This is a genomic window from Methylobacterium sp. Gmos3 (assembly GCF_056430985.1).
Window position 1 is genome coordinate 38,187 of the sequence record NZ_JBWJYL010000007.1, and the last position, 25,565, is coordinate 63,751.

A 25,565-nucleotide genomic window follows, 5' to 3' on the forward strand; every position below is an offset into this window, starting at 1 on the left:
GGAAGGCCGGCTCAAAGAGCGTCTTCTGGTTTCATCTATTGCGAGACGACGCGCAGGCATCGACTGGTTTCGCGACTGTGCATATTTTCTGGGAAGGGTCTCTTGTTGAAGAAGGCCCTCACTCGCTGGAATGATCACATTTTTGTTACGAAGCAGGTAGATATGGATGATGCCTGATCTATTGCAGGCACGACAGATTGTGATGTAATGCTAACAAAAAATTCAGATGATTACTCTCGACTGCAGATCTGAAGCAAATTATCGATCTTTAGTTCTGGTCTGGTCATATAAAATCGTCGAAACATCATGTCTGACGGTGATAGGCTTAGCTGTCTTGATGATCATTCCGTGCTGATCGTGCGCGGTTCGGGTTGATTGCCGCCACTGAGGGGGGATGCAAATGTCGTTCGTCCGGAGGATCTGGTGTATCGCCCTCCTGCTCCTTCTCGGAGCCGGATTGTCCCCCCAGGCAGCTCACGCCCAAATCGTCGCGCTGGGCGCCAGCGTCGTTCAAGGTTTCGGCGTTTCCTCCGGAGACGCCTTTCCCGAGCAACTGCAGGCGATGCTCCGCGCGAAGGGGAAGCCTTACACGGTCAGCAATCAGGGCATCTTCGGGGATACGACCGATGGGGTGCTCAGCCGTTTGGACAGCGCCGTACCCGACGGAACGCGCATCGTAATCCTATTGATCGGCAGCAATGACGTTCGGCACGGAAAGACCGTCAGCGAGGTGGCGGCTGGCGTGCGCGAGATCAACGCCCGCCTACACGCCCGCGGGATCAGGGTGATCAATGCCAAGCCCTACTATGTCGCAGCAAGGCAAGCGGGGATGGTTGTTTCCGACGGTCTGCACCTGAATGCGGAAGGCCAACACTACGTTGCAGTTCAACTGGTCAATCAGATTCGGTGAGGCATACCTCACACCTGTATTGTTGGTTTATTGGAGTTTGGACGAAGCAGCGCGATCAATACCTTTGTATTCATGAGGCGAGAACATCCATGCTTGACAGGGTGACTTTGCGGCTTTGGATGCTGCCGTTTATCCTCCTATCAGTTGCTGTGCTTAGCGGAGGCAGAGCGGAGGCAAGACGGGCCGGTTCCCACAATCCCGCGTCTGGCTTGCAGGATAGCGGCGAAACGATCGACGTCTCCGACAACCACGGTGGGTCTGTGGGACAGTACGATGGGATGTGGGCGGCCTACGCCGCCGCAGGCAAAAGAGTTCGGATAGTCGGTCCCTGCCAATCCGCCTGCACGACGCTGCTCGGACATATTCCGAGGGACCGCATCTGCGTGACGCCGCAGGCGAGCTTCGGCTTTCATCGCGCCCGCATGCAATACGGCACGGAAACGATGTGGAACGGCTACCCCGCCGATATCCGGGCTTGGATCAAAAGCCAGGGGGGCCTTACGGCCGATTTCAAATGGATGACAGCCCCGGGCATCTACCAATTTTTCAAGACTTGCCAGATCTGACAACAACGGGGGCCAGGATCAGCGTGCCCTAAGGGAGCCGCTGAACGGATATGGAATGCATCGAAGCCGCATCCGCGCAAAAACTGTTGCCGCAGCAACGATTGTCATCGTCATCGCGATTGTCTTCGGCATCTCGACCCATCTGCTGCTCGGCTTGATGTCTCTGAACCTCGCCGTACCGCAGAGGAGCCCTGAGGATCGGCACGCGGCCACCGCACTCCTCCAGCTCTTTGCAACCGATCATCCGCACGTCAGGATCAAGACCGTTCTCGAACCGGATCGGCTGGCCACGGCTGCGGCCCTAGACCGGGGAGACGCGCAACTCGCCATCCTCCGCAGCGATGCCTCGGCGCAGGACGGTCAGACCCTCGCCATCCTCCGGCGCGATGCGGCAGTGTTCGTGACCCCCGGGGGCAGTCCGATCAATAGCGTGAAGAAACTTCGCGGAGCCACAATCGGCCTGCTGGACGGCCGCAAGCTCGATCAAAAGCTGCTCGACCACATTCTGAGTCATTTCGGCATTCCGGCGGCCAGTGTCCGCCGCGAGGTATTGACCGTCGAGCAGCTATCGAGTGCTGCCCGGCAGAAGCGTGTCGACGCGCTGCTCATCGTAGCTCCGCTCGCCAGCAAGATCTGGCTATCCGTGTATTCGTCCCTTCGTAAGGGCTCGGGAACACCAAACACGTTCGAGGTCGAGGAGGCTGGGGCGATTGCCCTTGAGCATCCGGTCTTCGACACGATCGATATTCCGAAGGGGACCTTTGTCGGCTCGCTTCCAGCGCCGAGCGATGACATCACAACGTTGTCGGTCAGCCACCGTCTCTTCGCGAAAAGCACGATGCCGGAATGGCTCGCTGGCGAGATCACGCGCGAAATTCTCACTAGCAAACCGAAGCTCGTCGCGTTGGATGATGATTTTACGGGGATCGAAGCTCCCGACACAGACGACAAGACCCAGGCGCTACCGATTCATCCCGGTGCGGCGGCCTACCTGTCCGGAAACCTGCCAAGCGTGTCCGATCAGATGCAGAATATGGGGTATTGGCTTGGGCTAATGGCAAGTGCCGTCGCGACGCTCAGTGCGGCCGGCGCGGCCCTTTACCAGCGCCTCCGCCCCCGCCGACCCTCAACGCGTGTCATGCGACTGCTCGAGATCTGGCTGGCCATTCCAGCTGCAGATGAGTGGGAACTCGATAGGCTCGAGGCCGAAACGGATTCTCATGCAGCGGCCGCGATCCAGAACGAGGCCCATGAAGCATCCGAGACCGTGGAAATGCGTCTGGTCACGTTGCTGGTCGCGCATGTGCGCGAGGCAGCACAGCGCCGCCGCAGACGGATCGAAGCACCCATTTAAGGCTGTTCAAACCGCGATGCTCCCCCCAGCCCGAATGGCAACTGACGAACTCATCATGGACGCTCAATTGCATCACCCTGCCGTTCGGTGATCCCGCTACATGACTGGGTTAGAGGTGCTAGGCAACTAGAATAGCGGCCAGAACATGCGTCCGCTTTCGGGAGCCGCACAGCCCTGTATGAACGTCTGCGTTGGGTCGGAAGCGGGATGGCCGCTTGGGTCGTTCAGAGACGGCCCGCTGAGGCGGAGTCTCATGGCCCGGGCCGGGGAGGCGGTCGACGGGACCCTGGCCAAGCACGAACGTGAGCGCTCACGGACGGAACCGGTCGAGCCCGGATGGCTTGGCCCCCCGGGATACACGATGTCGAGGCGAGACCTCGGCCAATCACGAGAAGCGAGTTTTGGTTGGGTTCGACATCACGGCGCTGTCGCGGAACGAGCTAGAGGCGGAAGTCATACGCCTGCGGTCGCAGCTGGCTGAGGCGGAAGGCGAGGCGTTCAACTGGACGGCGCTGAGGGAGAACGAGGCGAAGCTCCGCGAGAGCGAAGACCATTTCCGGCATACGGTCGAGTTGAACCCGCAGGTGCCGTGGACCTGCGACCCGGCCGGTAACATCACGTCGTACTCGAACCGCTGGCTCGAACTAACGGGACAAGCCCCGGGCGAACCGGACGGCGCGGGTTGGGTGAAAGCCCTGCATCCGGACGACATTCCGCACACGGTGGCCGTGTTCTCCCGCTGCCTAGCCTCCGGCGAGCCGGTGGACGTGGACTACCGCATCAACATCGCGGCGACCGGCGAATACCGCTGGATGCGAGCCAGGGCGCAGCCCCGCCACGACGCTGCCGGCGGGATTGTGGCCTGGTACGGGGTGGTCGAGGACATCCACGACCGCCGCCTAGCCGAGGAGGCGCTGCAGGCGAGCGAGGCCCGGTACCGGACGCTGTTCGAGACGGTTGAGGTCGGGTTCTGCATCATCAGGATGCGCTTCGACGCGGACGGACGGGCGATCGACTACCTGATTGAGGAGGCCAACCCAGCCTTCGCCCGGCAGACCGGGGCCGACGTCGCCGGTCGGTGGGTCAGCTCGTTCGCGCCCGACCTCGAACGGCACTGGTTCGACCGCTACGGCCGCGTCGCCCTGACCGGGGAGCCCGTACATTTCGAGAACTACGCCGCCGTGTTCGGGCGCTGGTTCGACGTGCGTGCACATCGAGTTGGGGACCCGCGCGACCACCGCGTCGCGGTCTTCTTCGGCGACATCACCGCGCGTAGGAACGCCGAGTTGCGGGCGGAGGCCACCGCACGCGAACTCCGGCTCATCACCGACGCGCTGCCAGTGCTGATCGCATTCATCGACGCCGGCCATGTCTACCGCTTCGCCAACGACGCCTACCGGGATTGGTTTTTCGTCCCGCCCGGCGAGGTCGTCGGACGCGACGTCCGCGAGCTCCTCGGGCCGACGGGTTATGCCGTGCGGCGGCCCTTCATCGACCGGGCTCTCGGAGGCGAGCCCGTGACCTTCGAGACGGACTGGCCGCACCGCGACGGGCGCCATCGCGTCGCCGAGATCCGCTACCTGCCCCGCCGGGATGACAAGGGCGCGGTCGACGGCTTCCACGTCTTCGTGCAGGACGTGACCAACAGGGCGCAGACGGAGGCCGACCTCGCTCGCCAGGTCGCCGCCCGCACCGCCGAGCGCGACCAGATCTGGCAGGCATCGTCCGACCTGCTCTGCGTGGCCAACTTCGACGGCTACTTCGTCGGGCTCAACCCAGCCTGGTCGCAAACTCTCGGGTGGACCGATGCCGAGATGAAGGCGCGTCCGTTCCTCGACTTCGTCCACCCCGACGATGTCGCGACGACGGCGGCGGCTGCAGGGGGGCTGTCGCGCGGGGAGGCCCAGCTCACGTTCGAGAACCGCTATCGCCGCAAGGATGGCGGTTACGTCTGGCTCTCCTGGAACGCCGTGCCACGCGACGGGCTGATCTACTCGTCCGTGCGCGACGTAACCGACTCGAAGCGGCAAGCCGAGGCACTGGCGAAGACGGAGGAGGCCCTGCGGCAGTCGCAGAAGATGGAGGCGGTCGGCCAACTGACCGGCGGCCTGGCGCATGATTTCAACAATCTGCTCGCCGGCATCTCGGGTTCGCTGGAACTAATGCAGACCCGCATGTCGCAGGGTCGCATGGGTGACCTCGACCGCTATATGAGCGTCGCGCAAGGGGCGGCCAAGCGCGCCGCCGCCCTGACCCACCGCCTGCTTGCCTTCTCCCGCCGCCAGACCCTCGACCCCAAGCCCACCAACGTGAACCGCCTGGTTCGGGACATGGAAGAGTTGGTCCGACGCACTGTCGGTCCTGCCGTCCACTTGGAGGTCGTCGGCCTCGCGGGGCTGTGGCCGGCGCTGATCGACCCGGGGCAGTTGGAGAACGCGCTGCTCAACCTGTGCATCAACGCTCGGGACGCGATGCCGGACGGCGGCCGCATCACCATCGAGACCGCCAACAGATGGATCGACGAGGCTGGTGGCCGCCAGCACGACCTCGCTCCCGGCCAGTACCTCGGCGTCTGCGTGACCGACACCGGCACCGGCATGGCCCCGGATCTGATCGGCAAGGTGTTCGAGCCGTTTTTCACAACGAAGCCTACCGGTGAGGGCACGGGCCTCGGATTGTCCATGGTCTACGGCTTCGCCAAGCAGTCCGGCGGGCAGGTGCGCATCTACTCGGAGGTCGGCGAGGGCACCACCGTCTGCCTGTACCTCCCGCGCCACTACGGCGAGGCCGCCGAGGATGAGGTCGCACGCAAGCTCGCCGAGGTGGGGCAGGCGGGCCAGGGCGAGACGGTGCTGATTGTCGACGACGAGCCGTCGGTGCGCATGCTCGTCACTGAGGTGCTGGAGGATCTCGGCTACACCGCCATTGAGGCTTCCGACAGCGTCGCCGGGCTGAAAGTGCTTCAGTCGGACGTGCGCATCGACCTGCTCGTGACCGACGTCGGCCTGCCGGGCGGCATGAACGGGCGCCAGATGGCCGATGCGGGCCGTGAGCGGCGGCCGGACTTGAAGGTGCTGTTCATCACCGGCTACGCCGAGAATGCTGTGCTCGGGAACGGCTACCTGCGACCCGGCATGCAGGTCCTGACCAAGCCGTTCGTGCTGGAGACGCTCGCCTCGCGTATCAAGGACCTTATCGCCGAGAGCTAGTTTGTGCCGCCTGTCCGACGGGCGTTCTATGCCATCGTTCGCAGGGACCCGGGTCCAGCCCAGGCATTGGCGGATGCGACCGACTCACCGGAGCCATCATGCTGGACCATCTACGCCGCTTCCCTGCTCGCCTTAAAGGCGTAGAAGGTCATCGAGTTGCGGCTTGTGCGGATCGCCTGGGGTGATACCGAGGGCTAGGCCGAGGTGGTCTCTATCATCAGTGAGAAGGTGGTTGCAGGCACGGAGGCAGCCAACACCCTATTGGCAGGCGGCGGCCACCACGACCTAATCGCTCGTAACAGAGAACCCTCGCGAACCCCCGTCGATCGAAGGCCAAGCCGGCTGCAAGAACGCAGCCGTTTTCATCCTCGGCCGAGCTTCCGGCTTCTACGCTCGGTTCATGTCCGCTTCGAGGATGTCGCTGCAAGCTACGAGACGACCGGGTTGGGTCGAAATCTGCAATGCCGATTGGAGCGCTTTGCGGTGCTAATCAGGTCGCTTGGGCAAGGGGATCTCCTGCTAATACGGGTATCCTGACGGCCAAATATGTAGTCAGTATTCCGGCACAATCCGTTGTTCGGTCAGCGGCGCACGCATTGTGAAATGTAAGCCAGCTGCCTGGAAATCGAAGCCAATCTCGGCTTGGCACTGCACCGTCAGCACCCGCTGCAACAGGGTTGACCCGAAGCCCTTTCGGGTTGGCGTCTCCGTCGGCGGACCGCCGCGCTCTGTCCAGTCGAGGAGCAGAACTTGTCCCTCTGCCCCCTGCTCAACGCGCCAATCCACCAGAATGCGCCCGTCGGGGACGGACAGGGCCCCATGTTTGGCTGCGTTCGTCGTCAGTTCGTGGATCGCCATCCCGGTCGGGACCGCGAGATCGCCGACGAGATCGACCCTCGGGCCCTGCAGGACGATCCGGGACCCATCGCGGTCATTGTAAGGTTCGAGTTCGTTCATCAGCATGTCGCGCAGGGGCGCCTGCTGCCAGTAATCCTCGGTCAGCAGGTTGTGCGTCTTCGCGAGCGAGACCACTCGCGCCGAGAAAGACGCATAGAACGCGTCGACGCTGGTGGCGGACCGGGCCGACGCGCCGAGCAGCGCCTGCACCGTCGCCAGCGTGTTCTTTACCCGGTGGTGCAGCTCGCGGATCAGGAGCGTCTGCCGCTCCGTCGTGCGCTCGCGCTCGTCGAGATAAGCCCGTGCCTGATGCTGCCGTCGCCTCGCGCGTAGGGCCGCGCGGACCGCCGAAACCAAGGTCGCCGGATGGAACGGGCGCTCCAGCACGCTCACGTTGCCAAGCGTGTCGGTCAGTTGAGCGTTGGGCTCGGCTCCCCGCATCCGCAAGAGGATGAAAGGAAAATCCGACCACGGCGGCTGCGCTGCAATCCACTCGGCCAGGGCCTGTCTGTTCGAGGACAGCAGAGCCTCCTCGGTTACGACCATGCAGGACGCGGCATTGAATTGAGACACCGCGTCTGTAAGGCTGCCGCAGACCTGCGTCGCGATCTCCTCTTCCCCGAGAATCGCCGCCGCGACGACCGCATCGCGCCCCCCTGGCGTGAAGACGAGAACCGGCGCATCAGCCTCGGTCATCGAGAGAACTGGCCGACAGGAGGGAGGAGCGCTCGCCGTCGAAGGTCGGGACGCCGGTCATGACACCTCTGAACGCGCTGAGAGGCTCGCCAACGCGGATCCCGCTCGAGTCGATCCGCAGCTCGCGGATCGTGTCCTCGTGGCTACCGGTGCGCTTCTTCACGACCGAAAGGGCTCGGCGGAGGCGCCCCTCGGCCTCGAAGGTACGGAACAGCAGGATCGTGTCGCTGAGGTAGGTCAGGTCGACGTTCGCGGCCATTGCCCCGATCATGCCGTGCTGGGCCAGGATCAGGATTGAGAGGACACCCTGCTGGTTCAAGTACGTGAGCAATTCGTGCATCTGCAGGAGGAGGTAATTCTCCTCCGGCATAGCGTTGTGGTAGCCGGTCAGGGAGTCGATCACGACTACCCTGACACCCTCGTGCTCGACGGCGTTCTGCACAAGGTCAGCGAGTTCGCCGGGTGAAATTTCCGCCGGGTCGATCTGCTCGACGCGGATCTGACCGGAACCCATCGCGTCGTCGATCGGCAGGTTCAGGCCCCGAGCGCGCCGGGACATCACGCCAACCGTCTCGTCGAAACTGAGGACCAGCACCTTCTCGCCCCGGGCTATCGCCGCGGTGACACACATGAGCGCCACAGTCGACTTCCCGACGCCGGAAGGGCCGATCAGCATCGTGCTTGTCCCGCGGTCGAGGCCACCTCCGACCAGCCGGTCAAGTTCGGCGCTGCCCGTGCCGCACTGGTCGTCCGGGACCGTGCCACAATGCTCGGCCGCCACGAGGCGCGGAAATACAGCGAGACCGCCTCGCCTGATGACGTAGTCATGGAACCCGCCCCGGAACGCAGTGCCGCGCATCTTGATAACCCGCAGGCGCCGCCGCTCACCGCCGTAGAGCGGCGCGAGCTGCTCCAAACGGATCACCGCATGGCTGAGGCTGTGTAGGTTCAGGTCGTCCACCTCGGACGTCAGGTCGTCAAGGAGCAGCGCGGTCGTGTTTTGGATGAGCAGAAAGCTGCGCAGGGCGTGGACCTGCCGCCGGTAGCGCAAGGACCCGTCGGAGAGCAGCCGGATTTCGGAGAGGCTGTCGAACACGATCCGTTGTGGCTTCACCCGCTCGATCTCGGCCATGGCCAGACGGATCGTCTCGCCGAGTTCAAGGTCAGAAGTGTGGACGAGGCTCTGCTGCTGCTTAGGGTCCAGGCTGAGTTCCGGTGGGACCAGTTCGAAAATCTCGATGCCGTCGAGGGACCAGCCGTGGCGCTGTGCGACGTTCAGCAGTTCGCGCTTGCTCTCCGACAGGGTGATGTAGAGGCATCGCTCACCGCGCGTTACGCCGTCGAGCAAAAATTGCATCGCCAGCGTCGTCTTGCCGGAACCGGGCCGGCCTTCGATGAGATGCGAACGCTGCGAGGCGTAGCCGCCGTCCAGGATGTGGTCGAGGCCGGTCACACCAGTTGAGACCGGTGCGGCGTCCTGATCGATCGAGGCCATCAGGCACTCCTTTGAGGCTTCAACTGATAGCTCTGCCCGGCTGGACCGCCTTAGCGCAGCTGCGAAGCTACGTACAGGAATTCGTCCCCTGAGGTCTGTCCAGTGTCAGCATCTGTTGAGCCGGCGTCTGAGGCGTGCGGAGTGCGCCGATCAGCGTCTGCTTGCGAGCCCAACGAAATTTCTCACTTATGACTTGGTTGGGTCGGAAGCGGGATGGCCGCTCCGGGTGATTTGTGACGTTCTGGTTTGGGGCGGAAAGACATGAAAGCGTACGTTGCCGTTGCACCCTCCTCCGACCCTACTCGCAAGGTGCAATGGACCGCTTGCAGGCTGATCAATCAGGAGGGTGATCCATCCTCGGAAACAATATGACGGTCGCACTCCTCAAGCAGGACTAGGACGGACGCCGGCGAGAAAGAGACTTACGGCAGCGCGCCGGCGCTTCTCCTGGGCTTCCGGGTTCACCTCGATGCCGTACAGCGCCTGCTTCGAGCTGCGCCCCATAACAAGATTCAGGAAGAGGTCGGCGGCGATCTCGGGGTCGTCGACTGCGATCTGACCCTGCTCAGTCATGACGCTGAGAAGACGACCGACCACCCTGACGCCGCGGAGCCACCCCTCCTCGTAGGCAAGCTTGGCGAGATTAGGAAACTGCATAGCCTGGGCGGCGATGCAGCGGGTGAGCGCAGCGGCCCCCGGTGCCTGGGAGCGGTCCAGGAGGTTGCGGCTCAATTCATCCAGCACCGTCGCAGCATCCGCGGGGGTGGCGCGCAGCGCCTGCGTCTCGGCCGCCGCCGAGAGAGGTGCGAGCCATTCCCGGATGCGATCCTGCAGGACCGCCTCGAACAGCGCGCGCTTGTCCTGATAGCGCGAATAGAGTGTCGGCTTGCTGACGCCCGCAGCCTCCGCCACCGCGTCGATGGAGGTGCCGTCGAAGCCGCGTTCGATGAACAACTGGGTGGCCACCTCGACGATGCGCGCCTCGCGCCGGGCGGCCTCCTCACGCGTCGGCCGACCGCCGGTCCCTCGCTTGGGCAACGCCTCAGGCTCAGCCATCATGGTCGCTGCCATCACTATTCTCCTTGCACCTTCCACGCCGTCCTTTATCAATACATTACCGTATCGTATTGATGTTGGCCACCACTATGGATGCTCGACCTCGCGACCTTCCCCAGCCGGAAGCGCAAGCTGCAACTGCTACCATGGCGGCCAGCCCTGTGCTCACTGCCTCGGTTCAACCGGCCACCCCACCGGCCGCCAAACGCCGGAAGGCACGCCTGATCCTCCCGGTCCTTCTCCTCGCCGCCCTCGGCGGCGGCAGCTATGGCTGGCACTGGTGGACCGTCGGCCGCTTCCTGGAGACGACCGAAGATGCCTACCTGCAGGCCGACAAGGTCACGGTGGCGCCCCGCATCGCTGGGCATGTGGCCGAGGTGCTGGTAGGCGACAATCAGCCGGTGAAGGCCGGCGACGTGATCGCCCGCCTCGACGACCGAGAGTACCGGGTCATGCTCAAACAGGCCGAGGCCGAGGTCGGGAAGAACCGCGCCCAGCTCCTCGGGACGGCGGCCGCCATCCAGCAGCAGCAGGCGCAGGTCGCCTCGGCCAAAGCCGAGGTCGAGAACACCGACGCTGCCCTCGATTTCGCCGGTAAGGAATACACCCGCTACCAGAACCTGCTGCAGACCGGCTCCGGCACGGCGCAACGCCAGCAGCAGGCCGATGCCGACCTTAGGCAGAAGCGGGCGGCACACGATAAGTCCGTTGCCTCCCTCGACGCCGCCCGCAAGCAGGTCGACAGCCTAAGAGCTCTGGAGGGCAGCGCCCGGGCGAGCCTGGAAGCCGCGCAGGCGAAGGTGGAGCAGGCGCAACTCAACCTGACCTACACCACCGTCAGGGCGCCCATCGACGGCACGGTCGGCGACCGCTCGCTGCGCGTCGGCCAGTTCGTCTTGGCGGGTACGGGCTTGCTCACGGTGGTGCCCATGGGCCGCGACATCTACCTTGTGGCGAACTTCAAGGAGACGCAGACCGGACAAATGGTCGAGGGTCAGCGCGTCACCTTCACCGTCGACGCGCTGGGCGACCATGAGTTCGAGGGCCGGGTCGAAAGCTTCTCGCCCGGAACGGGGGCCCAGTTCGCGCTGCTACCGCCCGAGAACGCGACCGGCAACTTCACCAAGGTCGTGCAGCGCGTGCCGGTGCGCGTCGCCCTCGCCGATGCCGATCCGATGCTCGCCCGCCTGCGTCCGGGCCTCTCGGTCGAGGCCACCGTCCACCTCCATGACGCCGTCGAGCCGGTGACGCCGCACCCGCGTCGGCCGGCAACCGCCCTGGTCAGCGAGGCTCTGCCCCGATGAGCGCCGCGGCAGCGGCGAGCGCGCCCGAGGTCAAGGCGAGCGCGCGTGACTGGCTCGCGGTGTTCGGAGCGATCCTCGGCGCGTTCACTGCCATCCTCGACATCCAGATCACCAACGCTTCGCTCTCCGACATCCAGGGCGCGCTCGGTGCTTCTACCGAGGAAGGCAGCTGGATCTCGACTGCCTACCTCATGGCCGAGATCATCGTGATCCCGCTCACCGGCTGGTTGTCCTCGGTGATCGGCCTGCGCCGGTACCTCTCGGCGAACACGATGCTGTTCACAGCCTTCTCACTCGCCTGTGCGCTCTCGACCTCCCTGTCGCAGATGATCCTGTTCCGCGCCGGCCAGGGCTTCACCGGCGGCGTGCTGATCCCGACCGCCATCGTCATCGTGCGCACGCGCTTGTCGAAGCGCCAGCAGCCGATCGGCATCGCGATGTTCGGACTGACCGCCACCTTCGCGCCGGCCATCGGCCCGACGGTTGGCGGCTGGCTCACCGACAACCTGTCCTGGCACTACATTTTCTACCTGAACCTAATCTTCGGTCCGCTCGCCGCCGCGATCCAACTCGGCGCCTTCGACAACGTGCCGGCGCGGTGGGCCGAGCGCCTGAAGGGTGACTGGATCGGCATCGGGCTGATGGCCATCGGCCTGCCGGCCCTGACCTACGTGCTGGAGGAAGGCCAGCGAAAGGACTGGTTTGGCTCCCTCATCATCGTTCAGGTCAGCCTGCTCGCGGCGGTCGGCATCGCCGGCTTTATAGTGCGTGAGTTGATGGCAGAGCGGCCCTTCATCAACCTGCGGGTACTCGCCAACCGCTCGGTCGGCGGCTCGTGCGTGCTGATGACGGTGTTGGGTGCGGTCTCGTTCGGCTCGATCTACATCATCCCGGTCTACTGCGCGCAGATCCAGGGCTACAACGCCCAGCAGATCGGCTACGTGGTGATGTGGTCCGGGCTGCCGCAGCTGCTGCTGTTCCCGATGATGCCGCTGATCATGCGGATCTTCGACGCGCGATTGCTGGTGGTGACAGGCACCATGTTCTTCATCGCGAGTTGCTGGATCAACGTCGGGCTGACCCACGACGTCGGCGCAGACCAGCTCATTCTGCCACAGCTTCTGCGCGCCGTTGGCCAACCGCTCTTCACCATCCCGCTCTCGCAGCTCTCGACGGCGGGCCTCGCACCGCGCGACACGGCCGACGCCTCGGCGCTCTCGAACATGATGCGCAATCTCGGCGGCTCCATCGGCATCGCCATGCTCTCGACGATAATCGACCGGCGCGAGCACATGCACTTCTCGGTGCTAGCCGAGGCGATCACCGTGAATGCCACGCGGACGCAGGAGCGCCTTGCCGCCCTTGCCGCCGGCCTCCACGGGCACATCACCGACCAGGCCGCCGCTAAGGGTGCCGCTATCGCGATGCTAGCCGCCCAAGTGCGCCGCGAGGCCTACGTCATGGCCTATGCCGACGGGTTCTACATCGTCGGCGTCAGCCTCGTGCTGAGTCTCGGCGTCGTCGCCATCCTGAAGAAGCCGCAGCGGACGGCCGGCCCCATCGAGGCCCACTGACCCCGTGGCTCAATTGAATCGTGCCGCCACCTCGCGTGACGGTGCGATAAGTGTCCGGCCTGCGCATGCCCCCTCGCGCAGGCCGGACACGCCTCCCCAGGACACGTGCATATTCGAGATGGATAGCAGTGGAACATACGTCCGCTTTCGGTAGCCGCACGGCCGCGCGTGGAAGAGTGCGTTGAGTCGGAAACGGATGTCCGCTTTTCCGAAGGGCAATCTCTGAGGCCGACCGGCGGCTCCCGGCCATTACCCTTCATCCTACCAACGACCGGTCCTTTGGCGTTCGCGCAGTGCGCGTTCGTCCTGGCTGGCTGGTTTCGTGGCGAAGCTGCCGGTCTGGACCGCGCCGGCCCGTTCATAGACTGCAAACTGGACACCCTTCGGCGATAGAGCCTGCTCGATCAGCACCCAAGTACGGGCCGTCCATGGGTCGTCCGCGTACCATCGCTTGCCGCGGCCGAGCATCAGCGGAAAGGTGATCAGAACGAGCCGGTCGACGAGGCCCGCCGGTAGCAGGGCCGAATAGAGTTTGCTGCTTCCCTGGATGAGAAGATCCGGGCCGGCGCTCTCCTTCAGGCGGGTGACCGCTGCGACAGGCTCGTCCCCGAGCCGATAGCTGTTGCTCCAGCCGAGGGTTTGATCAGACGAAGTCACGACGTGCTTGCGCACCGCGTTGAAGGTCGCCCCGATCGGCTGGTCGCCATTATGCGGCCAGTAGGCCGCGAAGATCTCGTAGGTCCGCCGCCCGAGGAGCAGTTCGAACTCTCCCGCGAACAGCTTTCCCATCCCTTCGCCCAGCGAGCCGTCGAAATACGGAAAGGTCCAGCCACCCTTCTCGAACCCAGTCTGATCCTCTTCGGGACCACCGGGTGCCTGGATCACGCCGTCGAGCGATTGGAACAGCGAGCCGGTGATCTTACGCATGGGTGAAATCCCCCCGGACGGCGGCCTCGATCCGTGCGATGTCGATCTTGCGCATGGTCATCATCGCCTCGAACGCGCGCCGGGCTGCGGCCTTGTCGGAATGGCTGTTGGCCCGCAGCAGCGCGCGAGGAGTGATCTGCCAGGAGAAGCCCCAGCGGTCCGTGCACCATCCACACTGGCTCTCGACGCCGCCGGTGCGCACGATCGCGTCCCAGTAGCGGTCGGTCTCGGCCTGATCCTCGGTCAGCACCATGAAGCTCACGGCCTGATTGGGCTTGAAAGCGGGGCCTCCGTTCAACCCGACGAACGGACGACCGAGGACAGTGAACGACACCGTCAGTTCCACACCCTGCGATCCCCCCGGAAAATCCGAGGGCGCTTTCATTGCGTCGGCGACATGGCTTTCGGGAAAGGTCGCAGCATAGAACTCCGCCGCCCGGCGGGCCTCTCCATGGTCGAACCATAAGCAGGTCGTGAGTTTCTCGCTGGTCATGGCTATTCTCCCCTCAGGCAGCCCGTCGTGGACCAGCCAAGCCGATCAGGTGGCCCGCCGGATCGACGGCCTTGGCCGAATAGCTTCCCCCGGGAATGGGATCGGGCCCCTGCAGGACGGTGCCGCCCCTAGCCCGGACCGTCGCCACCGCGGCGTCGATGTCGGCGACATGGACGTACCAACTCCATCCTGCCGGGGCGCCGGTCGCCACACTCGACATCACCGCACCGGGGCGAAGGTCGCCGCGACCGATGAAGGCGTACTCGCCCATAGCGCCCATCGGCATGGCCCCGATCTTCTCCCAGCCGAACAGCACGCCGTAGAAGGCCAGCGACGCATCGGGATCCGGGGTAGCAAGCTCGATCCAGACTCCGTGTCCGAGGGTCCGCTCCGAGCCGAGCGGAACGGGTCCGAACGCCCGGCTCGCGCCGGGTCTGCTTGGCGTCATCACGGCGAAGATTACTCCCTGCGGATCCGACACCATGGCGAAACGGCCGACATGGGGGATGTCGACAGGACCAAACGGAATGCGCCCGCCGAGATCGACGGCGCGGGCGACCATGGCATCGACATCGGCGGTCGCCAGGTAAATCGCCCAGCCGGGATGACTGGTCGCTTCGGGGATCGAGCGCCGGATCCCGGCGACGGGGATCCCATCGGCCTCTGCGATCCGGTAGCCGCCGTGCTCCAGCATCGGCGACGGCACGACCTGCCAGCCAGCGACGGCCTCATAGAAGATCTGCGCCGCGTCCTGATCGGACGCATTCAACTCGAACCAGATCGGTGTCCCCTCTGCAGGCGGCATCGGGCATTCCTCCTCGGTACCGGCGCCCCCTTCGGCTCCGCTTTACCCAGGCTCGCATCGTCTGTTAGACAAAGCAACTATGAAGTCAGAAAAATTAACTGAACGGCGATCTGCGCTGGGTGAACGCCGGTACGACGACGCCTGTGGGACCGCCCTCGCCCTGGAGTTTATTGGGGAGCGCTGGTCCCTGCTGATCATGCGCGAGTTAGTCTTCGGTCCTCGGCGCTTCGGGGAGCTTCGGGTTAACCTTCCCGGCATCAGTGCCAACGTTCTCACGCAGCGCTTGGAGAGCCTGGAGGAGGTGGGCATCGTCCGGCGGTATCGCCTGCCGTCTCCGGCCAACGCGCAGGTCTACGACCTCACGGATTGGGGCCGTGAGGCCGCGCCGCTGATGCGCGACCTGGGCCGCTGGGCTGCTCGCTCGCCGCGGCATGATCCGAGCCTATTCATGTCAGCTGCCTCCGCGATGATGTCGCTCCAAGCTCTGGTCGACCACACGCGCGCCACCGCCCTGCCGGTGTCGGTCGCTTTTCACTTCCCCGGGGAGGACTTCATCGCGACGGTGGGGGGCGGCGAGATCCTGGTACGTCGAGGCACAATGGAGGCCCCCGACCTTGCTTTCACGGGCGACACGATGGCGATGCGTCGGACCATCTACGGCAAAGCTACGCTGACCAGAGATGGTGTAGGCGGCACCCTTGCCTTCACGGGTGAGTCTGAACTGGCGCGGTCCTTCGTCGATCTCTTTCACCTGCCCGACAAATCTGCCTGAGGCATCAGTCAGTCAGAGATTGGTCTCACGACGCCGGCGTAGCGAGAGGGACAACTCGAGCGCAGTCGGAACCGGAGTGACCGCTTTGGGCCACTGCAACCGAAATGCCGGTAGGAGAGACGTCCGCTTTGCGGAACCCCGCAACCAAGATTTTATAGCCGGGTCGGATCGAAATCGGAATGTCCGCTTCCCCCAGCGTTTTATATTCGGACCAAGCTGTCGGCTGAGCTTGACCGGCCTATTCCTTGATATGGCAGGCTCGGCAAATGAGCCTAGCAATTTCAAAATCCACGCTTTCGCAGTGCGGCTGGCGGCATCTTCTGCGCGTCAGCGAATCAGCCCTCGCGCTCGCGCCGCTATCCTTCCTCGATCGCCTTCGGATTAGCATGGCGTTGGAAGGTCTTTCTCTCGCTGTCCATTCCCACGACACCCGGCCGATCTACGATTGGATCATGGGCCTCGTCCCGCTGCAGGGAATTTCCGACGGTATCGCGCTTCGATACAGCGAGCAGCATGGAAGCGCGCGCCTCGTTGAGATCCTGGATCAGTTAGGGTCTGCCCCTAGCTGCACGCGTCTCACGAGCTACTGGCATCTCGCGGAGTGTGGCTACCAAAAGTCCGGCCCGACTTGCGCATGCCCGGATCACCTCGCTGCGTGCCCCCTGCCGAAGGCCAAGCTCAGGAAAGGTTCGCTGAACCGGGCAGCCTACAGCCTCGCCCTGTTCCTCCGGGACGTCTGCGACGGTGACCTCGTCGGCTGGATCGACGCTCGTCTCGCGCAGGCGGATCCTGGGACGGATCACCCCGATCGCGGGCCTTTGCTGCGGGACGCCGTCCTCGATCCGCTTTGTTCAATTCACGGCATCGGCTCCAAGCTCTGGGCGATGATCCTGGCCGATTTGCTCCTCGGCGCCGACCCGAACCGCGAGCGTTGGGTCACGGCCGGAACCTGGATGATCGCCGTCGACTCCCTCGTCCATAATTTCCTGTACCGCACCGGTGTTTTAGCACGCTTCGACGCCGAACATCGCTATGGGCCAGCTTGTACCGCCCCTGGGGGCTGCCGCGACCTGCTTGAAGGCTTCGCCCGCCGCATTGACGCCCGCGCCTACAACCCGGGCTTTCCCGCGACTTTTCCGCGCTTCGTTCAAGCGGCGCTGTGGAGCTTCTGCGCCGAGGAGGGCTGGAATATCTGCAACGGCAATCGCATCGACGATCGGCTCGGTTGCCGTCAGACCGCCTGTCCTACTTTCAAGGTCTGCGATCGACGGGGCCTTTGGCAGCCCACCAAACGATAATCAGTGCCCCGCTATGCCGTGAACCGTTACCGCCGAGATGATGAGACCCTATCGCATTTGGGGCGCCGAACATTCAAATGCCCAATCGTGATATGCGCCTGACGCGTCGAAGGCATTCATCACATGCATATAAGTCTACGCTTGGGACCGCAGTATACAGTATGAGGCATCATGGGACATCATGCGGTTCGTTCCTCGCATATTTGAATATTTATTTGTATTGCGTTTCGCGATTAGAGCGGGCTTGATCTCAGGGTAATGGAAAGGACCCTGAGGATGTCGAGATACATTGCTGAATTTGTTGGCACCGAGAATGACGATTGTAAGCTCTTTGCCGTCGCGGGAACTGCAAACGTCGCGATTGAAGAACTGAAACGCGAGCTCTCCCGCATTGTGACGGACTTGTCATCACAAGAGATTGAGGACGCACTGAAATCTGGCGTAGTCCCGTACCAACTGCGACAATCCAGTCTCGAACGCGATGCACGCGCAGTGCTTTTTGGATCGAGCGATCTTCGACCACATATCAGGATCCGAACCCTTCCCCCGTATGCGTGAAATTCCGAAGCCACAACTTCATCTTCCCAACGATGAAGTTGTGGCTTGACCTTAGGAAAATTGTCCCAATTATCACGATGACACCACAGGCGCTATGGGTGGTGGGTGTGGTACGATAGGCGATTTGGCGCGGTCGGTTAGGTGTGGTACAGACGTGCATGTGTGCGGATGACTTTCCGGGAATAAAATCCGAAGACAGCCAAGTGAAAATCACGCCTGAGATGGCGGAGGCTGGCGCTGAGGTTTTGCGCGACTATTTTTACGCTGAGATCTTAGAGTTTCAGGCCTCTCCTTCTGATATAGCTCAGGAAGTGTTTCGTGAAATGGTAAGACGCCAAAAACATCCTTGATTGCTTCACGTATCTCAATTCCTTTCATTGCAGTTATAGCAAGCGCTTCTTCAGAAATGCTCTTGTTTTCGTAATAATATGGATACTTTCCGTCAGTTGCGACGAATGCTTGCGGTAGAGAAAAGCACAATAAGTCGTTATCTATCAATTTTCCGCGATATATACCGTGAGAAATCGTATTTCTATTAGCAATAAATTGATTCAACTCAGGCAGTAGTGCCTCCCATTTCTCAATACGCTCAGAGTTGTTTTCTTGATCGACAAGGAACTTGAGCGTTTCGAGTTTTTGATTGATCGCGGTGCGTTTCAGAAGCACAAAGCCGAACCGTGGCCGGATCTCCACCATGGCAAACAGCGCCATGCTGATGAGGTGGTCGATCTCCGATCCTGCGAATATGATGTCGCCAATAGCGGCTCTCACTCGGCGCGGTATACGATATGGCTTCAGAACCTCATGGGACGGGCGCGGACCCGGTTGCGGTTGGGGATCAGTCATACCCCGAAGCTGAAGCGCAACGCCGCTTTGAGCAAGCCCTAAAGGCGGCTGTGACGACGCCGCCAGTGCCGATGAAGGATCTCTCGCGCACGACACGCGAAACTGTCGCCAATGAGGGGGGCGACGGCAAAGCCACCCGACTCGGCCAGTCACAACGTGGGGCTGATCCACCCCCATTGAAGTGGTCCGCCCTTTGGTATGGCTTTTGAGCCTGGAGGACGGACGACATGGCCAAGCATCCGAAGTCCGAGGAGATCGTCGCCAAGCTACGGCAGGCGGATGTGCTGATCTCGCAGGGCCAGAGCGTCTCTGACGCGATCCGTGCCATCGGCGTGAGTTCAGTGACGTACTACCGGTGGCGGCGTGAGTTCGGCGGCCTGAAGACCGATCAGGTGCGCCGAATGAAGGATCTGGAGACTGAGAACCAGCGGCTGCGTAAGGCGATCGCCGACCTCACGCTCGACAAGCTGATCCTGCAGGAGGCATCCCGGGGAAACTTCTGAGCCCCGCGCGCCGACGCGCCTGTGTCGAGCACATCATCGACGTCCTGCACGTCTCCGAGCGCCGCGCCTGTCGGGCCCTCGGTCAGCATCGCTCGACACAGCGCAAGGTCCCGCGGGGCCGTGATGACGAGGAAGCACTAACGGCTGACCTCGTGGCATTGGCCGAACGGTATGGGCGCTATGGCTACCGCAAGATCAGCGCGCTGCTGAAGGCGGCTGGGTGGCTCGTCAACGACAAGCGCGTCGAGCGGATCTGGCGGCGCGAGGGCCTGAAGGTCCCGGTCAAACAGCCCAAGCGGGGGCGGATCTGGGACAACGACGGCTCCTGCCTGCGTCTTCGCCCGGAGTGCCGCAACCACGTCTGGTCGTATGACTTCGTCGAGGCCCGCACGCATGACGGACGCAAGTTCCGGATGCTCAACGTCGTCGATGAGTTCACGCACGAATGCCTGGCCATCCGCGTCGCCCGTAGGCTGAAGGCGATCGACGTGATCGATGTGCTCTCCAACCTGTTCATCCTGCGTGCGGTGCCGGGGCATATTCGTTCGGACAATGGCCCGGAGTTCATCGCCAAGTCGGTGCAGGCTTGGATCACCGGGGTCGGTGCCAAGACGGCCTACATCAGCCCCGGTTCACCGTGGGAGAACGGTTATGTCGAGAGCTTCAACGCTCGCCTGCGGGACGAACTCCTGAATGGCGAGATTTTCTACACGCTCAAGGAGGCACAGATCGTGATCGAGAGCTGGAGACGGCACTACAACGCCGTCCGCCCCCACGCATCGCTCGGATACCGTCCGCCAGCCCCGGAGGTGTTCGTGCCAGCCTTCACCGCTTGGCCGGCTGCGCTCGCCCGACCGGCTGCGTCGACCAAGCTACCCATGGTGGAGCGGCCCACCGCACACTAACTTTACTTATGGACCACCTCGTGGGGGCCGATCATCTCGCCGGGGACGTCGAACACCTTGATCGACATGCCGCGGTGGGTCGAGACCCGGTCGCCCAGCGTCTCGCCCGGTCCCTGAGCGAAGCGAACCGCGACGGGATGGGTGCCGGGCGCGGCGAACAACCCTTGGGCCAGTTCGGGCGGCAAGCCGGCGGAAATCGTCAACTCGCCGGTGACGCAGGCCGAACTCTTTGCGTGGCTGGCCCGCACCGCATGGTGCTCGCGCCTCTCCACCGTCTCGGATTGCTGCGTCATGCCGGCGATGATGCCGTCAATCGTCTTTTGCTCGTCCGCAGCAGGCGTCTCGATGCCGGGGGCGTATCGAAGGTAGGTCATGCTCGTCGCTCCTCGGCGGATCGATCACCGTCGTTCCAAGGCATCTCCCGGGATGCGAGCGAGTTCCTTGGCGGCCCGAGGGCAGCCCCTCCGCCGAACGGTCGCCACGACGCATGTTCGAGGCGCCTTCACCCCTCAGCAGGCAGCGTAGGTCGTTCGGACGATCCGCCGATCCGCCGATCCGCGAACCCCCGCTTATTGCCGGAATCGTCCGTTGCCGGGCGGGATTGCGAGACGGGGGGACGACCATCTGCCCTGACCAAGTCGGTATCACGGGCCTACAACATAGGGAGGCGGCGTGGTCGGGGACCCCGCGGAAACGCCGCGTCGATCCGGATGATCTCGTCTTCCGTCAACCGCAGCGGGCCAGCGCTGGCGTTGTCGGCGGCATGATCGGGACTGGACGCTTTGGGGATCGTGAAGGTGGACGGCCTCCGCGCCAAGAACCGAAGCGCGACCTGACGGGCGGTCGCGCCGTGGTTCGCCGCGACCTCATCCAGGACGCGGCCGCCCGGTGTTCGTGGGCCGGGGAAGCTGCCATGGCCGAATGGGCTGTAAGCGACGACGGCGATTCCGTGATCCTCGCACCAGGGCTGGACGGCGTGCTCGATTGCGCGCTCCTCCAAGTGGTAGAGAACCTGGTTGCAGGCGATGCGCCCCTCGCCCCCGGCCTTCCAGGCGGCTTCGAGGTTGGACACATCGAAGTTGCTCACCCCCCAGGACAGGATCTTGCCCTGTTCGCGGAGCCGCTCGAAGCCGGCGAAAGTATCCTCAAGCGGATACGAGCCAGGCCAATGCAATAGGTAACAATCCAGCCTGTCGGTGCGCAGGCGCGCCAGCGAGCGCTCGCAGGCCGCCACTGTCCCGGCAAGCGAGGCGTTGCTGGGGAGGACCTTGGAAACGAGGAACACGTCGTCGCGCCGCCCGGCGATCGCCTCACCGACCACGGTCTCGGCGTCGCCGTACATCTCGGCGGTATCGATGTGGGTCATGCCGAGGTCGAGGCCGCGGCGGAGCGCTGCGACCGCGGTAGGCCGGTGCGCGTCGTCGATGTACCAGGTTCCCTGGCCGATCACCGCAACATCGCGCGGCACGGGACCAAACGGGCGCTGCTCCATGCATTTCCCTCCATCCGTGGACGGCACGTGCGCCTAAGGCGCGAACACCGCGCGCACGCAGCCGTCCGTCTTGTGATTGAACATGTCGTAGCCGCGCGGTCCGTCCTTAAGGGAGAAACGGTGGTTGGCGAGGCAGGCCGGGTTGAGCTCGCCCTTCTGGGCGTGCGTCAGCAGCCGGTCCATGTAGGCTTGTCCGTATTGTTGGGCGGTGCGCACCATCATATCGCACCGTTTGGTCGCGCATTCCGTCGTCGCTGTACCCCGCCTAAAGAACTGGATGCTGCGATCTTGCGCTTAGGCGTGCCTTCCAAAGCCCGCTGATGTGTCACAACATGAGAATGTCGTGGCCGCAGGCTTGATCGATGTCTGCTCCGGAGACGCACACGAGGGCCAGCTAATGACCGGAATGGGCGCCCTGCTGCCGGACCGGTTCCGAAGCCCCTCGACACAAATGCCGAGGGGCCGAATGCTCAAATCTCAGTTCCCTCTGCCAAGGTCAGGGCACCCTCGACGTCGACGCCGAGGTATCTGACCGTGCTCTCGATCTTGGTATGGCCGAGTAGGATCTGGACGGCACGCAGGTTGCCGGTTCGCTTGTAGATCAACGATGCCTTCGTGCGGCGGAGGGAATGGGTGCCGTAATCCTCGCTGCGCAGCCCGATGCCTGTGACCCACTCATCGACCAAGCGCGCATACTGCCTGGTGCTGATGTGCGTGACGCCGTCGAGCCTGCTGGGGAAGGCGTAGTCGTCGAGCGTACCACCCCTAGCCTCCAGCCATGCGAGGATGCTGGTTCGAGCCGGCTCGAGCAATTCGAACTGCACCGGTCGGCCGGTCTTGCGCTGGATGACGATAGCCCGGCTACGAACGCGACCGCCACTTACGAGATCGCCAATCTTGAGTTTGACGATGTCGCAGCCGCGCAGCTTGCTGTCGATGGCGAGATCGAACATCGCCCGGTCGCGTGTGCGCCGTTCGCGGTCGAGCCAGAATCGGACGGCCCAGACCTGCTGAGGTTTGAGGGCCCGTTTAGCGCCAAGTTTGCGGCCAGCATTCCAGGCCGGCCGTCCTTTGACGGCCGGATCGTGTGCAGAATGTCCCATCGTCTGTCTCCTCGCCGGCCTATGCCGACGAGGTGAGGAGACACCCGAACTGATGCTCCGGTGATTAGGCCGTATGCGGACGTTCCGCACGCTACCCACATCAGTCATACGGACGGTCCTCAATGGTTGCCGAAAGCGGCCATATGGCGGCCGGATCGAGCGCGTTCGGGTCCGTTGAGATGTTTGCGGGTGTCAGGGCGAGTAATACCCAGGCGATCAGCGATACGGCGATGCAGGCCAGCACCCTGGTGGCCCGCTCGGGATCGAGCCACCGGGCGTGCAACACGGCGCATCCAAACGTGAACGTTGCGGCTTCTGTCAGCGGCACGACATTGGGCAGTCCCACCCCCTGACCTCCCCAGGCATCGATCAGCCCGTGCCCTTTGCCTATTGCCGGCCTGCGGCGGTCTTCCCGTCCGGGGCACCGAGAGCGGCTTCGGCCGCTTGCAGATTGTCGCGGGCGCGGGTGATCACGGCCGCCCTGGCGTCGCTGACTTGGTTGAGCGCCTCCAGAAACGCGGTCCAATCCGCCCGCGCCGCAGCCGGGATCTCGCCGTCAAGCTTCGCACGCAAGCTCGCGACTCGCCCCTCTGGGGTCGCGATCTTCGGTGCCGCCACGTCGGTGTCGTAGATGCCGACCGCGCACGTCTGGTCGCCGGCCTTCGTGTAGTAGGTGGTCTTGGGCTCCTCAACCGTACTGCCGGGCTTGGGGAACAGATAGCGGATCACTGAGATCTGGCCGGGTTTGGCGTCCTGCATCATGGTCTTAATGAAGTAGTTGCCCGTCTTGTCGTGCAGGTCGCGAACCTCGTGCCCTTGCAGGATCGGATTGGGATGGGCGCTCATGATGCCATCGGGGCTCACGCAGAAGACGTAAGTGTCGGCCGTTCGGAAGCCGTCCGTCCCTTTGGTGAAGGCAGTGAGCGCATTGTCCTTGTCAGCCATCACTGCTTTCGTGGCGCGGTTCAGCATCCATTTCGCGCCCATTTCGACGCCAGAACCGCTATCATCGCAGGATAGACCAGCTTCGCTGTCGCCACAGGCCATAGCTGCTGAAAACGACATGCTGCATAGAATCAAAGCAGATGCACAGAGCGCAGCATACAGGCGCATGATTCAAATTCCCCAATAATCGTTCGTTGTCGCGGGGGATACCACGTATATGTATTGAATTGCTAATCAAAAATTGGCGATGATACTGTAATAGGCGAATATTCCTTTTTATATCAATTGCGAAACCGGCTATTAGTCCGACGCGGGGAGGCAGCTTGCGACCGAGGCCGTGTATGAACGCATTGATCGTAGTCATCCGCGCCGATTGGCAGGATGATGACGGCGGCGCAGGGGGCCGCTTCAGGCTCGAATGGCCTGGACGAGCCAAGTTATACCGAACAGGCGGATCACCCGCTTCATGTTGTAGGCAAGGATCGCGAGGCTCATCGCGGTTCGCACGCCCTTCGTGCCCTTCGTTAAGAACGGTGTACTGCCCATCCGGGCTCTCAGCGTACCAAAGACATGCTCGACTGTGGCGCGCCGAACCGCCATGGCGTCCACGCGTGATCGAGCGGTTCTCGTAAGCGGACATCTGTTCCGCTGTGAGTCTCAAAGTGACGGGCCCATCACTGCCACTTCAAGCCTCTGCCCACAAACACGGAGCACGCATCGGTGCCGTTCGGTTCAAGGGCCTTGCCTTTCATTTTATGCCGACCCACAAGCAATAAGATCACAAGATACAACAAATATGCATCGAATTTAGATAAATCAGAACTAAATTATAAGGTTATAAGTTTTGATACTGCGATATTTCAAAATACAGGGCGCTGTGTTATTATTTCCGCCAATAGTCTTCCGTCCACTGTTGACAGAAGCGCACGATGGCGAAAATTCGGCTCATTCTCCGAAGTCAGTAAACGCACTTCGAGAGGGTCGCCCATTTCAACGTTTGCGTGAAACAGAGCGCAACGCATACGTGTGCTGTAATCATTTGAGCGTTTCCCGATGAAATGCCACTCCGCTCGATCTACGGCGGCGACGAAGCTGCTGAAATACAGAAGCCCCGCTCCGTTAAAATCTAGGTGCGGGCAAGGCTCGAAGGTCAAGGTCCCGAGTTCGCACTCGTCCGGTGTCATGACAGACCCCAGGAACACATGCTCAACGCTGGAATGCTGTGTGGCCGCAGTCCCATAAGCGGGCACGGCGTGCCCATGACCCTCAAGCCTCACCCGGGCGATGGAGCGGTTCACGCCTTCGGCATGGCGCCTCACGAACACGGAGGTCATTTCAACGTCAGCGATCAACTGGTCCTGGCACGCCACAACATGCCGGCTGACCACTCGGGTTTCAGAGAGGTAGGTAACCGTCGAGCGTACGTCCAACGCGTCGTTCTCCCGAACGCCAGCAAGGTCGCCGCTCTGAAGCGAAATCTTTCGGAACGCTGCATAGATGGGCGGTTCGCCCGAAGCCCCGAACCCGGCCTCGGCCCTGCCGAACGCCTTGGCGATCAGACCCCAGTGACGGTGTCCAAGTTCCTTCCAGAGCCAGTTCTCTGAAAGCCCGCTGGGGCAGAGATGCGGCATGCCCAGAACGTGGCGGCAGGCGTCCGTCAGGGGCGTGTCGACTCCTCCGAGCCTCATGTGAAATCCCAACGGCCTGTCTCCATCGAGAATGGGCGGGACCGGGCGGTGGTAGCTGTTGAGACTTGGCCACCCGGTCCCTGTCGAAGCGGGGTCCTTGGGAAGGATTTTCGCTTCGAACGCGGTACGCACACCCACCTCAGCTAAGGGCAATCAGGCGCGCGAATTC

At 63.0% G+C, this 25,565-nt stretch carries 22 protein-coding genes and 2 pseudogenes; 9 read left to right on the top strand and 15 right to left on the bottom strand.

The window, feature by feature from the left end:
- Positions 1-457 precede the first annotated feature (457 nt).
- The 4 genes from ACS5Q7_RS15380 (at position 458) to ACS5Q7_RS15395 (ending at position 6,039) form a co-directional block, all read left to right on the top strand.
- The gene (locus ACS5Q7_RS15380; RefSeq protein ID WP_478340179.1) at positions 458-910 is read left to right on the top strand and encodes a GDSL-type esterase/lipase family protein; all 453 of its coding nucleotides are present in this window, start codon (positions 458-460) and stop codon (positions 908-910) included.
- Positions 911-1,188: 278 nt separating this feature from the next.
- The gene (locus tag ACS5Q7_RS15385) at positions 1,189-1,476 is read left to right on the top strand and encodes a hypothetical protein (RefSeq protein ID WP_478340180.1); all 288 of its coding nucleotides are present in this window, start codon (positions 1,189-1,191) and stop codon (positions 1,474-1,476) included.
- A 55-nt stretch (positions 1,477-1,531) separates the two neighbouring features.
- Positions 1,532-2,830 (top strand): TAXI family TRAP transporter solute-binding subunit, encoded by a 1,299-nt coding sequence (locus ACS5Q7_RS15390; protein WP_478340181.1) that lies wholly within the window; start codon positions 1,532-1,534, stop codon positions 2,828-2,830.
- A 401-nt stretch (positions 2,831-3,231) separates the two neighbouring features.
- Positions 3,232-6,039 (top strand): hybrid sensor histidine kinase/response regulator, encoded by a 2,808-nt coding sequence (locus ACS5Q7_RS15395; protein ID WP_478340182.1) that lies wholly within the window; start codon positions 3,232-3,234, stop codon positions 6,037-6,039.
- A 552-nt stretch (positions 6,040-6,591) separates the two neighbouring features.
- Here ACS5Q7_RS15395 and ACS5Q7_RS15400 read toward each other — a convergent pair.
- The 3 genes from ACS5Q7_RS15400 to ACS5Q7_RS15410 form a co-directional block, all read right to left on the bottom strand.
- Positions 6,592-7,632 carry a sensor histidine kinase gene (locus ACS5Q7_RS15400; RefSeq protein WP_478340183.1) on the bottom strand — a complete coding sequence of 347 codons (1,041 nt, stop codon included), beginning with the start codon at positions 7,630-7,632 and terminating at the stop codon, positions 6,592-6,594.
- A complete protein-coding gene (locus ACS5Q7_RS15405; protein WP_478340184.1) occupies positions 7,619-9,127 on the bottom strand; it encodes an ATPase domain-containing protein in 1,509 nt (502 codons plus the stop codon). The genes ACS5Q7_RS15400 and ACS5Q7_RS15405 overlap by 14 nt, the downstream gene beginning before the upstream one ends.
- Before the next feature lie 384 nt (positions 9,128-9,511).
- The gene (locus tag ACS5Q7_RS15410; protein WP_478340185.1) at positions 9,512-10,198 is read right to left on the bottom strand and encodes a TetR/AcrR family transcriptional regulator; all 687 of its coding nucleotides are present in this window, start codon (positions 10,196-10,198) and stop codon (positions 9,512-9,514) included.
- 131 nt (positions 10,199-10,329) lie between these two features.
- Between ACS5Q7_RS15410 and ACS5Q7_RS15415 the strand changes: the two genes are divergently transcribed.
- Complete coding sequence (locus ACS5Q7_RS15415; protein WP_478340186.1) at positions 10,330-11,487, top strand: HlyD family secretion protein; 1,158 nt, start codon at positions 10,330-10,332, stop codon at positions 11,485-11,487.
- The gene (locus ACS5Q7_RS15420) at positions 11,484-13,061 is read left to right on the top strand and encodes a DHA2 family efflux MFS transporter permease subunit (protein ID WP_478340187.1); all 1,578 of its coding nucleotides are present in this window, start codon (positions 11,484-11,486) and stop codon (positions 13,059-13,061) included. Before ACS5Q7_RS15415 ends, ACS5Q7_RS15420 begins: the two co-directional genes overlap by 4 nt.
- Before the next feature lie 261 nt (positions 13,062-13,322).
- Here ACS5Q7_RS15420 and ACS5Q7_RS15425 read toward each other — a convergent pair whose 3' ends face one another.
- Genes ACS5Q7_RS15425 through ACS5Q7_RS15435 form a run of 3 tightly spaced genes read right to left on the bottom strand, consistent with a single transcriptional unit; the run spans position 13,323 to position 15,286 of the window.
- Positions 13,323-13,988 (bottom strand): dihydrofolate reductase family protein, encoded by a 666-nt coding sequence (locus ACS5Q7_RS15425; RefSeq protein ID WP_478340188.1) that lies wholly within the window; start codon positions 13,986-13,988, stop codon positions 13,323-13,325.
- Positions 13,981-14,481 carry a VOC family protein gene (locus ACS5Q7_RS15430; RefSeq protein ID WP_478340189.1) on the bottom strand — a complete coding sequence of 167 codons (501 nt, stop codon included), beginning with the start codon at positions 14,479-14,481 and terminating at the stop codon, positions 13,981-13,983. Before ACS5Q7_RS15430 ends, ACS5Q7_RS15425 begins: the two co-directional genes overlap by 8 nt.
- A 13-nt stretch (positions 14,482-14,494) precedes the next feature.
- On the bottom strand, positions 14,495-15,286 hold the full coding sequence (locus tag ACS5Q7_RS15435; protein WP_478340190.1) for a VOC family protein: 792 nt from the start codon (positions 15,284-15,286) through the stop codon (positions 14,495-14,497).
- A 79-nt stretch (positions 15,287-15,365) separates the two neighbouring features.
- Here ACS5Q7_RS15435 and ACS5Q7_RS15440 point away from each other — a divergent pair, with 79 nt between their 5' ends.
- Both ACS5Q7_RS15440 and ACS5Q7_RS15445 read left to right on the top strand, forming a co-directional pair.
- A complete protein-coding gene (locus tag ACS5Q7_RS15440) occupies positions 15,366-16,058 on the top strand; it encodes a winged helix-turn-helix transcriptional regulator (protein ID WP_478340191.1) in 693 nt (230 codons plus the stop codon).
- A 266-nt stretch (positions 16,059-16,324) separates the two neighbouring features.
- Positions 16,325-17,356 carry a hypothetical protein gene (locus ACS5Q7_RS15445; protein ID WP_478340192.1) on the top strand — a complete coding sequence of 344 codons (1,032 nt, stop codon included), beginning with the start codon at positions 16,325-16,327 and terminating at the stop codon, positions 17,354-17,356.
- Between the two features lie 768 nt (positions 17,357-18,124).
- Here the strand turns inward: ACS5Q7_RS15445 and ACS5Q7_RS15450 are convergent.
- Entirely contained in the window at positions 18,125-18,625 is a 501-nt protein-coding gene (locus tag ACS5Q7_RS15450; protein WP_478340193.1) for a hypothetical protein, read from the bottom strand.
- Positions 18,626-18,987: 362 nt separating this feature from the next.
- On the opposite strand from ACS5Q7_RS15450, the gene ACS5Q7_RS15455 reads away from it, so the two are divergent.
- Positions 18,988-20,168, top strand: a protein-coding gene (locus ACS5Q7_RS15455; RefSeq protein WP_478340194.1) for an IS3 family transposase whose coding sequence is annotated in 2 segments (ribosomal slippage) — positions 18,988-19,255 and positions 19,255-20,168 — 1,182 coding nt in all. Because the reading frame shifts where the segments join, the coding sequence is not laid out codon by codon here.
- 14 nt (positions 20,169-20,182) lie between these two features.
- On the opposite strand, the pseudogene ACS5Q7_RS15460 reads toward ACS5Q7_RS15455, so the two are convergent.
- The 8 genes and pseudogenes from ACS5Q7_RS15460 to ACS5Q7_RS15495 form a co-directional block, all read right to left on the bottom strand.
- Positions 20,183-20,542 (bottom strand): annotated as a pseudogene (locus ACS5Q7_RS15460) (catalase); the annotation flags it as partial.
- Between the two features lie 278 nt (positions 20,543-20,820).
- Positions 20,821-21,660, bottom strand: coding sequence for an aldo/keto reductase (locus ACS5Q7_RS15465; RefSeq protein ID WP_478340195.1), 840 nt, complete (start codon positions 21,658-21,660; stop codon positions 20,821-20,823).
- A gap of 33 nt (positions 21,661-21,693) precedes the next feature.
- Complete coding sequence (locus ACS5Q7_RS15470) at positions 21,694-21,876, bottom strand: hypothetical protein (RefSeq protein WP_478340196.1); 183 nt, start codon at positions 21,874-21,876, stop codon at positions 21,694-21,696.
- 254 nt (positions 21,877-22,130) lie between these two features.
- Complete coding sequence (locus tag ACS5Q7_RS15475; protein ID WP_478340197.1) at positions 22,131-22,763, bottom strand: tyrosine-type recombinase/integrase; 633 nt, start codon at positions 22,761-22,763, stop codon at positions 22,131-22,133.
- A gap of 100 nt (positions 22,764-22,863) precedes the next feature.
- Positions 22,864-23,109, bottom strand: a complete 246-nt coding sequence (locus ACS5Q7_RS15480; RefSeq protein WP_478340198.1) for a hypothetical protein — start codon at positions 23,107-23,109, stop codon at positions 22,864-22,866.
- A gap of 41 nt (positions 23,110-23,150) precedes the next feature.
- Positions 23,151-23,876, bottom strand: a complete 726-nt coding sequence (locus ACS5Q7_RS15485) for a cache domain-containing protein (protein WP_478340199.1) — start codon at positions 23,874-23,876, stop codon at positions 23,151-23,153.
- Between the two features lie 240 nt (positions 23,877-24,116).
- Positions 24,117-24,323, bottom strand: a pseudogene (locus ACS5Q7_RS15490) (transposase); the annotation flags it as partial.
- Between the two features lie 245 nt (positions 24,324-24,568).
- Positions 24,569-25,396: a Pnap_2097 family protein gene (locus tag ACS5Q7_RS15495; protein WP_478340200.1), complete on the bottom strand. Its 828-nt coding sequence runs from the start codon at positions 25,394-25,396 to the stop codon at positions 24,569-24,571.
- Positions 25,397-25,565: the final 169 nt, after the last annotated feature.

Bases quoted from the DNA above. Each gene is read 5' to 3' on its own strand.
- ACS5Q7_RS15385 (WP_478340180.1), top strand. From the start codon at position 1,189: ATGTGGGCGGCCTACGCCGCCGCAGGCAAAAGAGTTCGGATAGTCGGT.
- ACS5Q7_RS15390 (WP_478340181.1), top strand. From the start codon at position 1,532: ATGCATCGAAGCCGCATCCGCGCAAAAACTGTTGCCGCAGCAACGATT.
- ACS5Q7_RS15400 (WP_478340183.1), bottom strand. From the start codon at position 7,632: ATGACCGAGGCTGATGCGCCGGTTCTCGTCTTCACGCCAGGGGGGCGC.
- ACS5Q7_RS15405 (WP_478340184.1), bottom strand. From the start codon at position 9,127: ATGGCCTCGATCGATCAGGACGCCGCACCGGTCTCAACTGGTGTGACC.
- ACS5Q7_RS15410 (WP_478340185.1), bottom strand. From the start codon at position 10,198: ATGGCAGCGACCATGATGGCTGAGCCTGAGGCGTTGCCCAAGCGAGGG.
- ACS5Q7_RS15415 (WP_478340186.1), top strand. From the start codon at position 10,330: ATGGCGGCCAGCCCTGTGCTCACTGCCTCGGTTCAACCGGCCACCCCA.
- ACS5Q7_RS15420 (WP_478340187.1), top strand. From the start codon at position 11,484: ATGAGCGCCGCGGCAGCGGCGAGCGCGCCCGAGGTCAAGGCGAGCGCG.
- ACS5Q7_RS15425 (WP_478340188.1), bottom strand. From the start codon at position 13,988: ATGCGTAAGATCACCGGCTCGCTGTTCCAATCGCTCGACGGCGTGATC.
- ACS5Q7_RS15430 (WP_478340189.1), bottom strand. From the start codon at position 14,481: ATGACCAGCGAGAAACTCACGACCTGCTTATGGTTCGACCATGGAGAG.
- ACS5Q7_RS15435 (WP_478340190.1), bottom strand. From the start codon at position 15,286: ATGCCGCCTGCAGAGGGGACACCGATCTGGTTCGAGTTGAATGCGTCC.
- ACS5Q7_RS15440 (WP_478340191.1), top strand. From the start codon at position 15,366: ATGAAGTCAGAAAAATTAACTGAACGGCGATCTGCGCTGGGTGAACGC.
- ACS5Q7_RS15445 (WP_478340192.1), top strand. From the start codon at position 16,325: ATGAGCCTAGCAATTTCAAAATCCACGCTTTCGCAGTGCGGCTGGCGG.
- ACS5Q7_RS15450 (WP_478340193.1), bottom strand. From the start codon at position 18,625: ATGGCGCTGTTTGCCATGGTGGAGATCCGGCCACGGTTCGGCTTTGTG.
- ACS5Q7_RS15465 (WP_478340195.1), bottom strand. From the start codon at position 21,660: ATGGAGCAGCGCCCGTTTGGTCCCGTGCCGCGCGATGTTGCGGTGATC.
- ACS5Q7_RS15475 (WP_478340197.1), bottom strand. From the start codon at position 22,763: ATGGGACATTCTGCACACGATCCGGCCGTCAAAGGACGGCCGGCCTGG.
- ACS5Q7_RS15485 (WP_478340199.1), bottom strand. From the start codon at position 23,876: ATGCGCCTGTATGCTGCGCTCTGTGCATCTGCTTTGATTCTATGCAGC.
- ACS5Q7_RS15495 (WP_478340200.1), bottom strand. From the start codon at position 25,396: ATGAGGCTCGGAGGAGTCGACACGCCCCTGACGGACGCCTGCCGCCAC.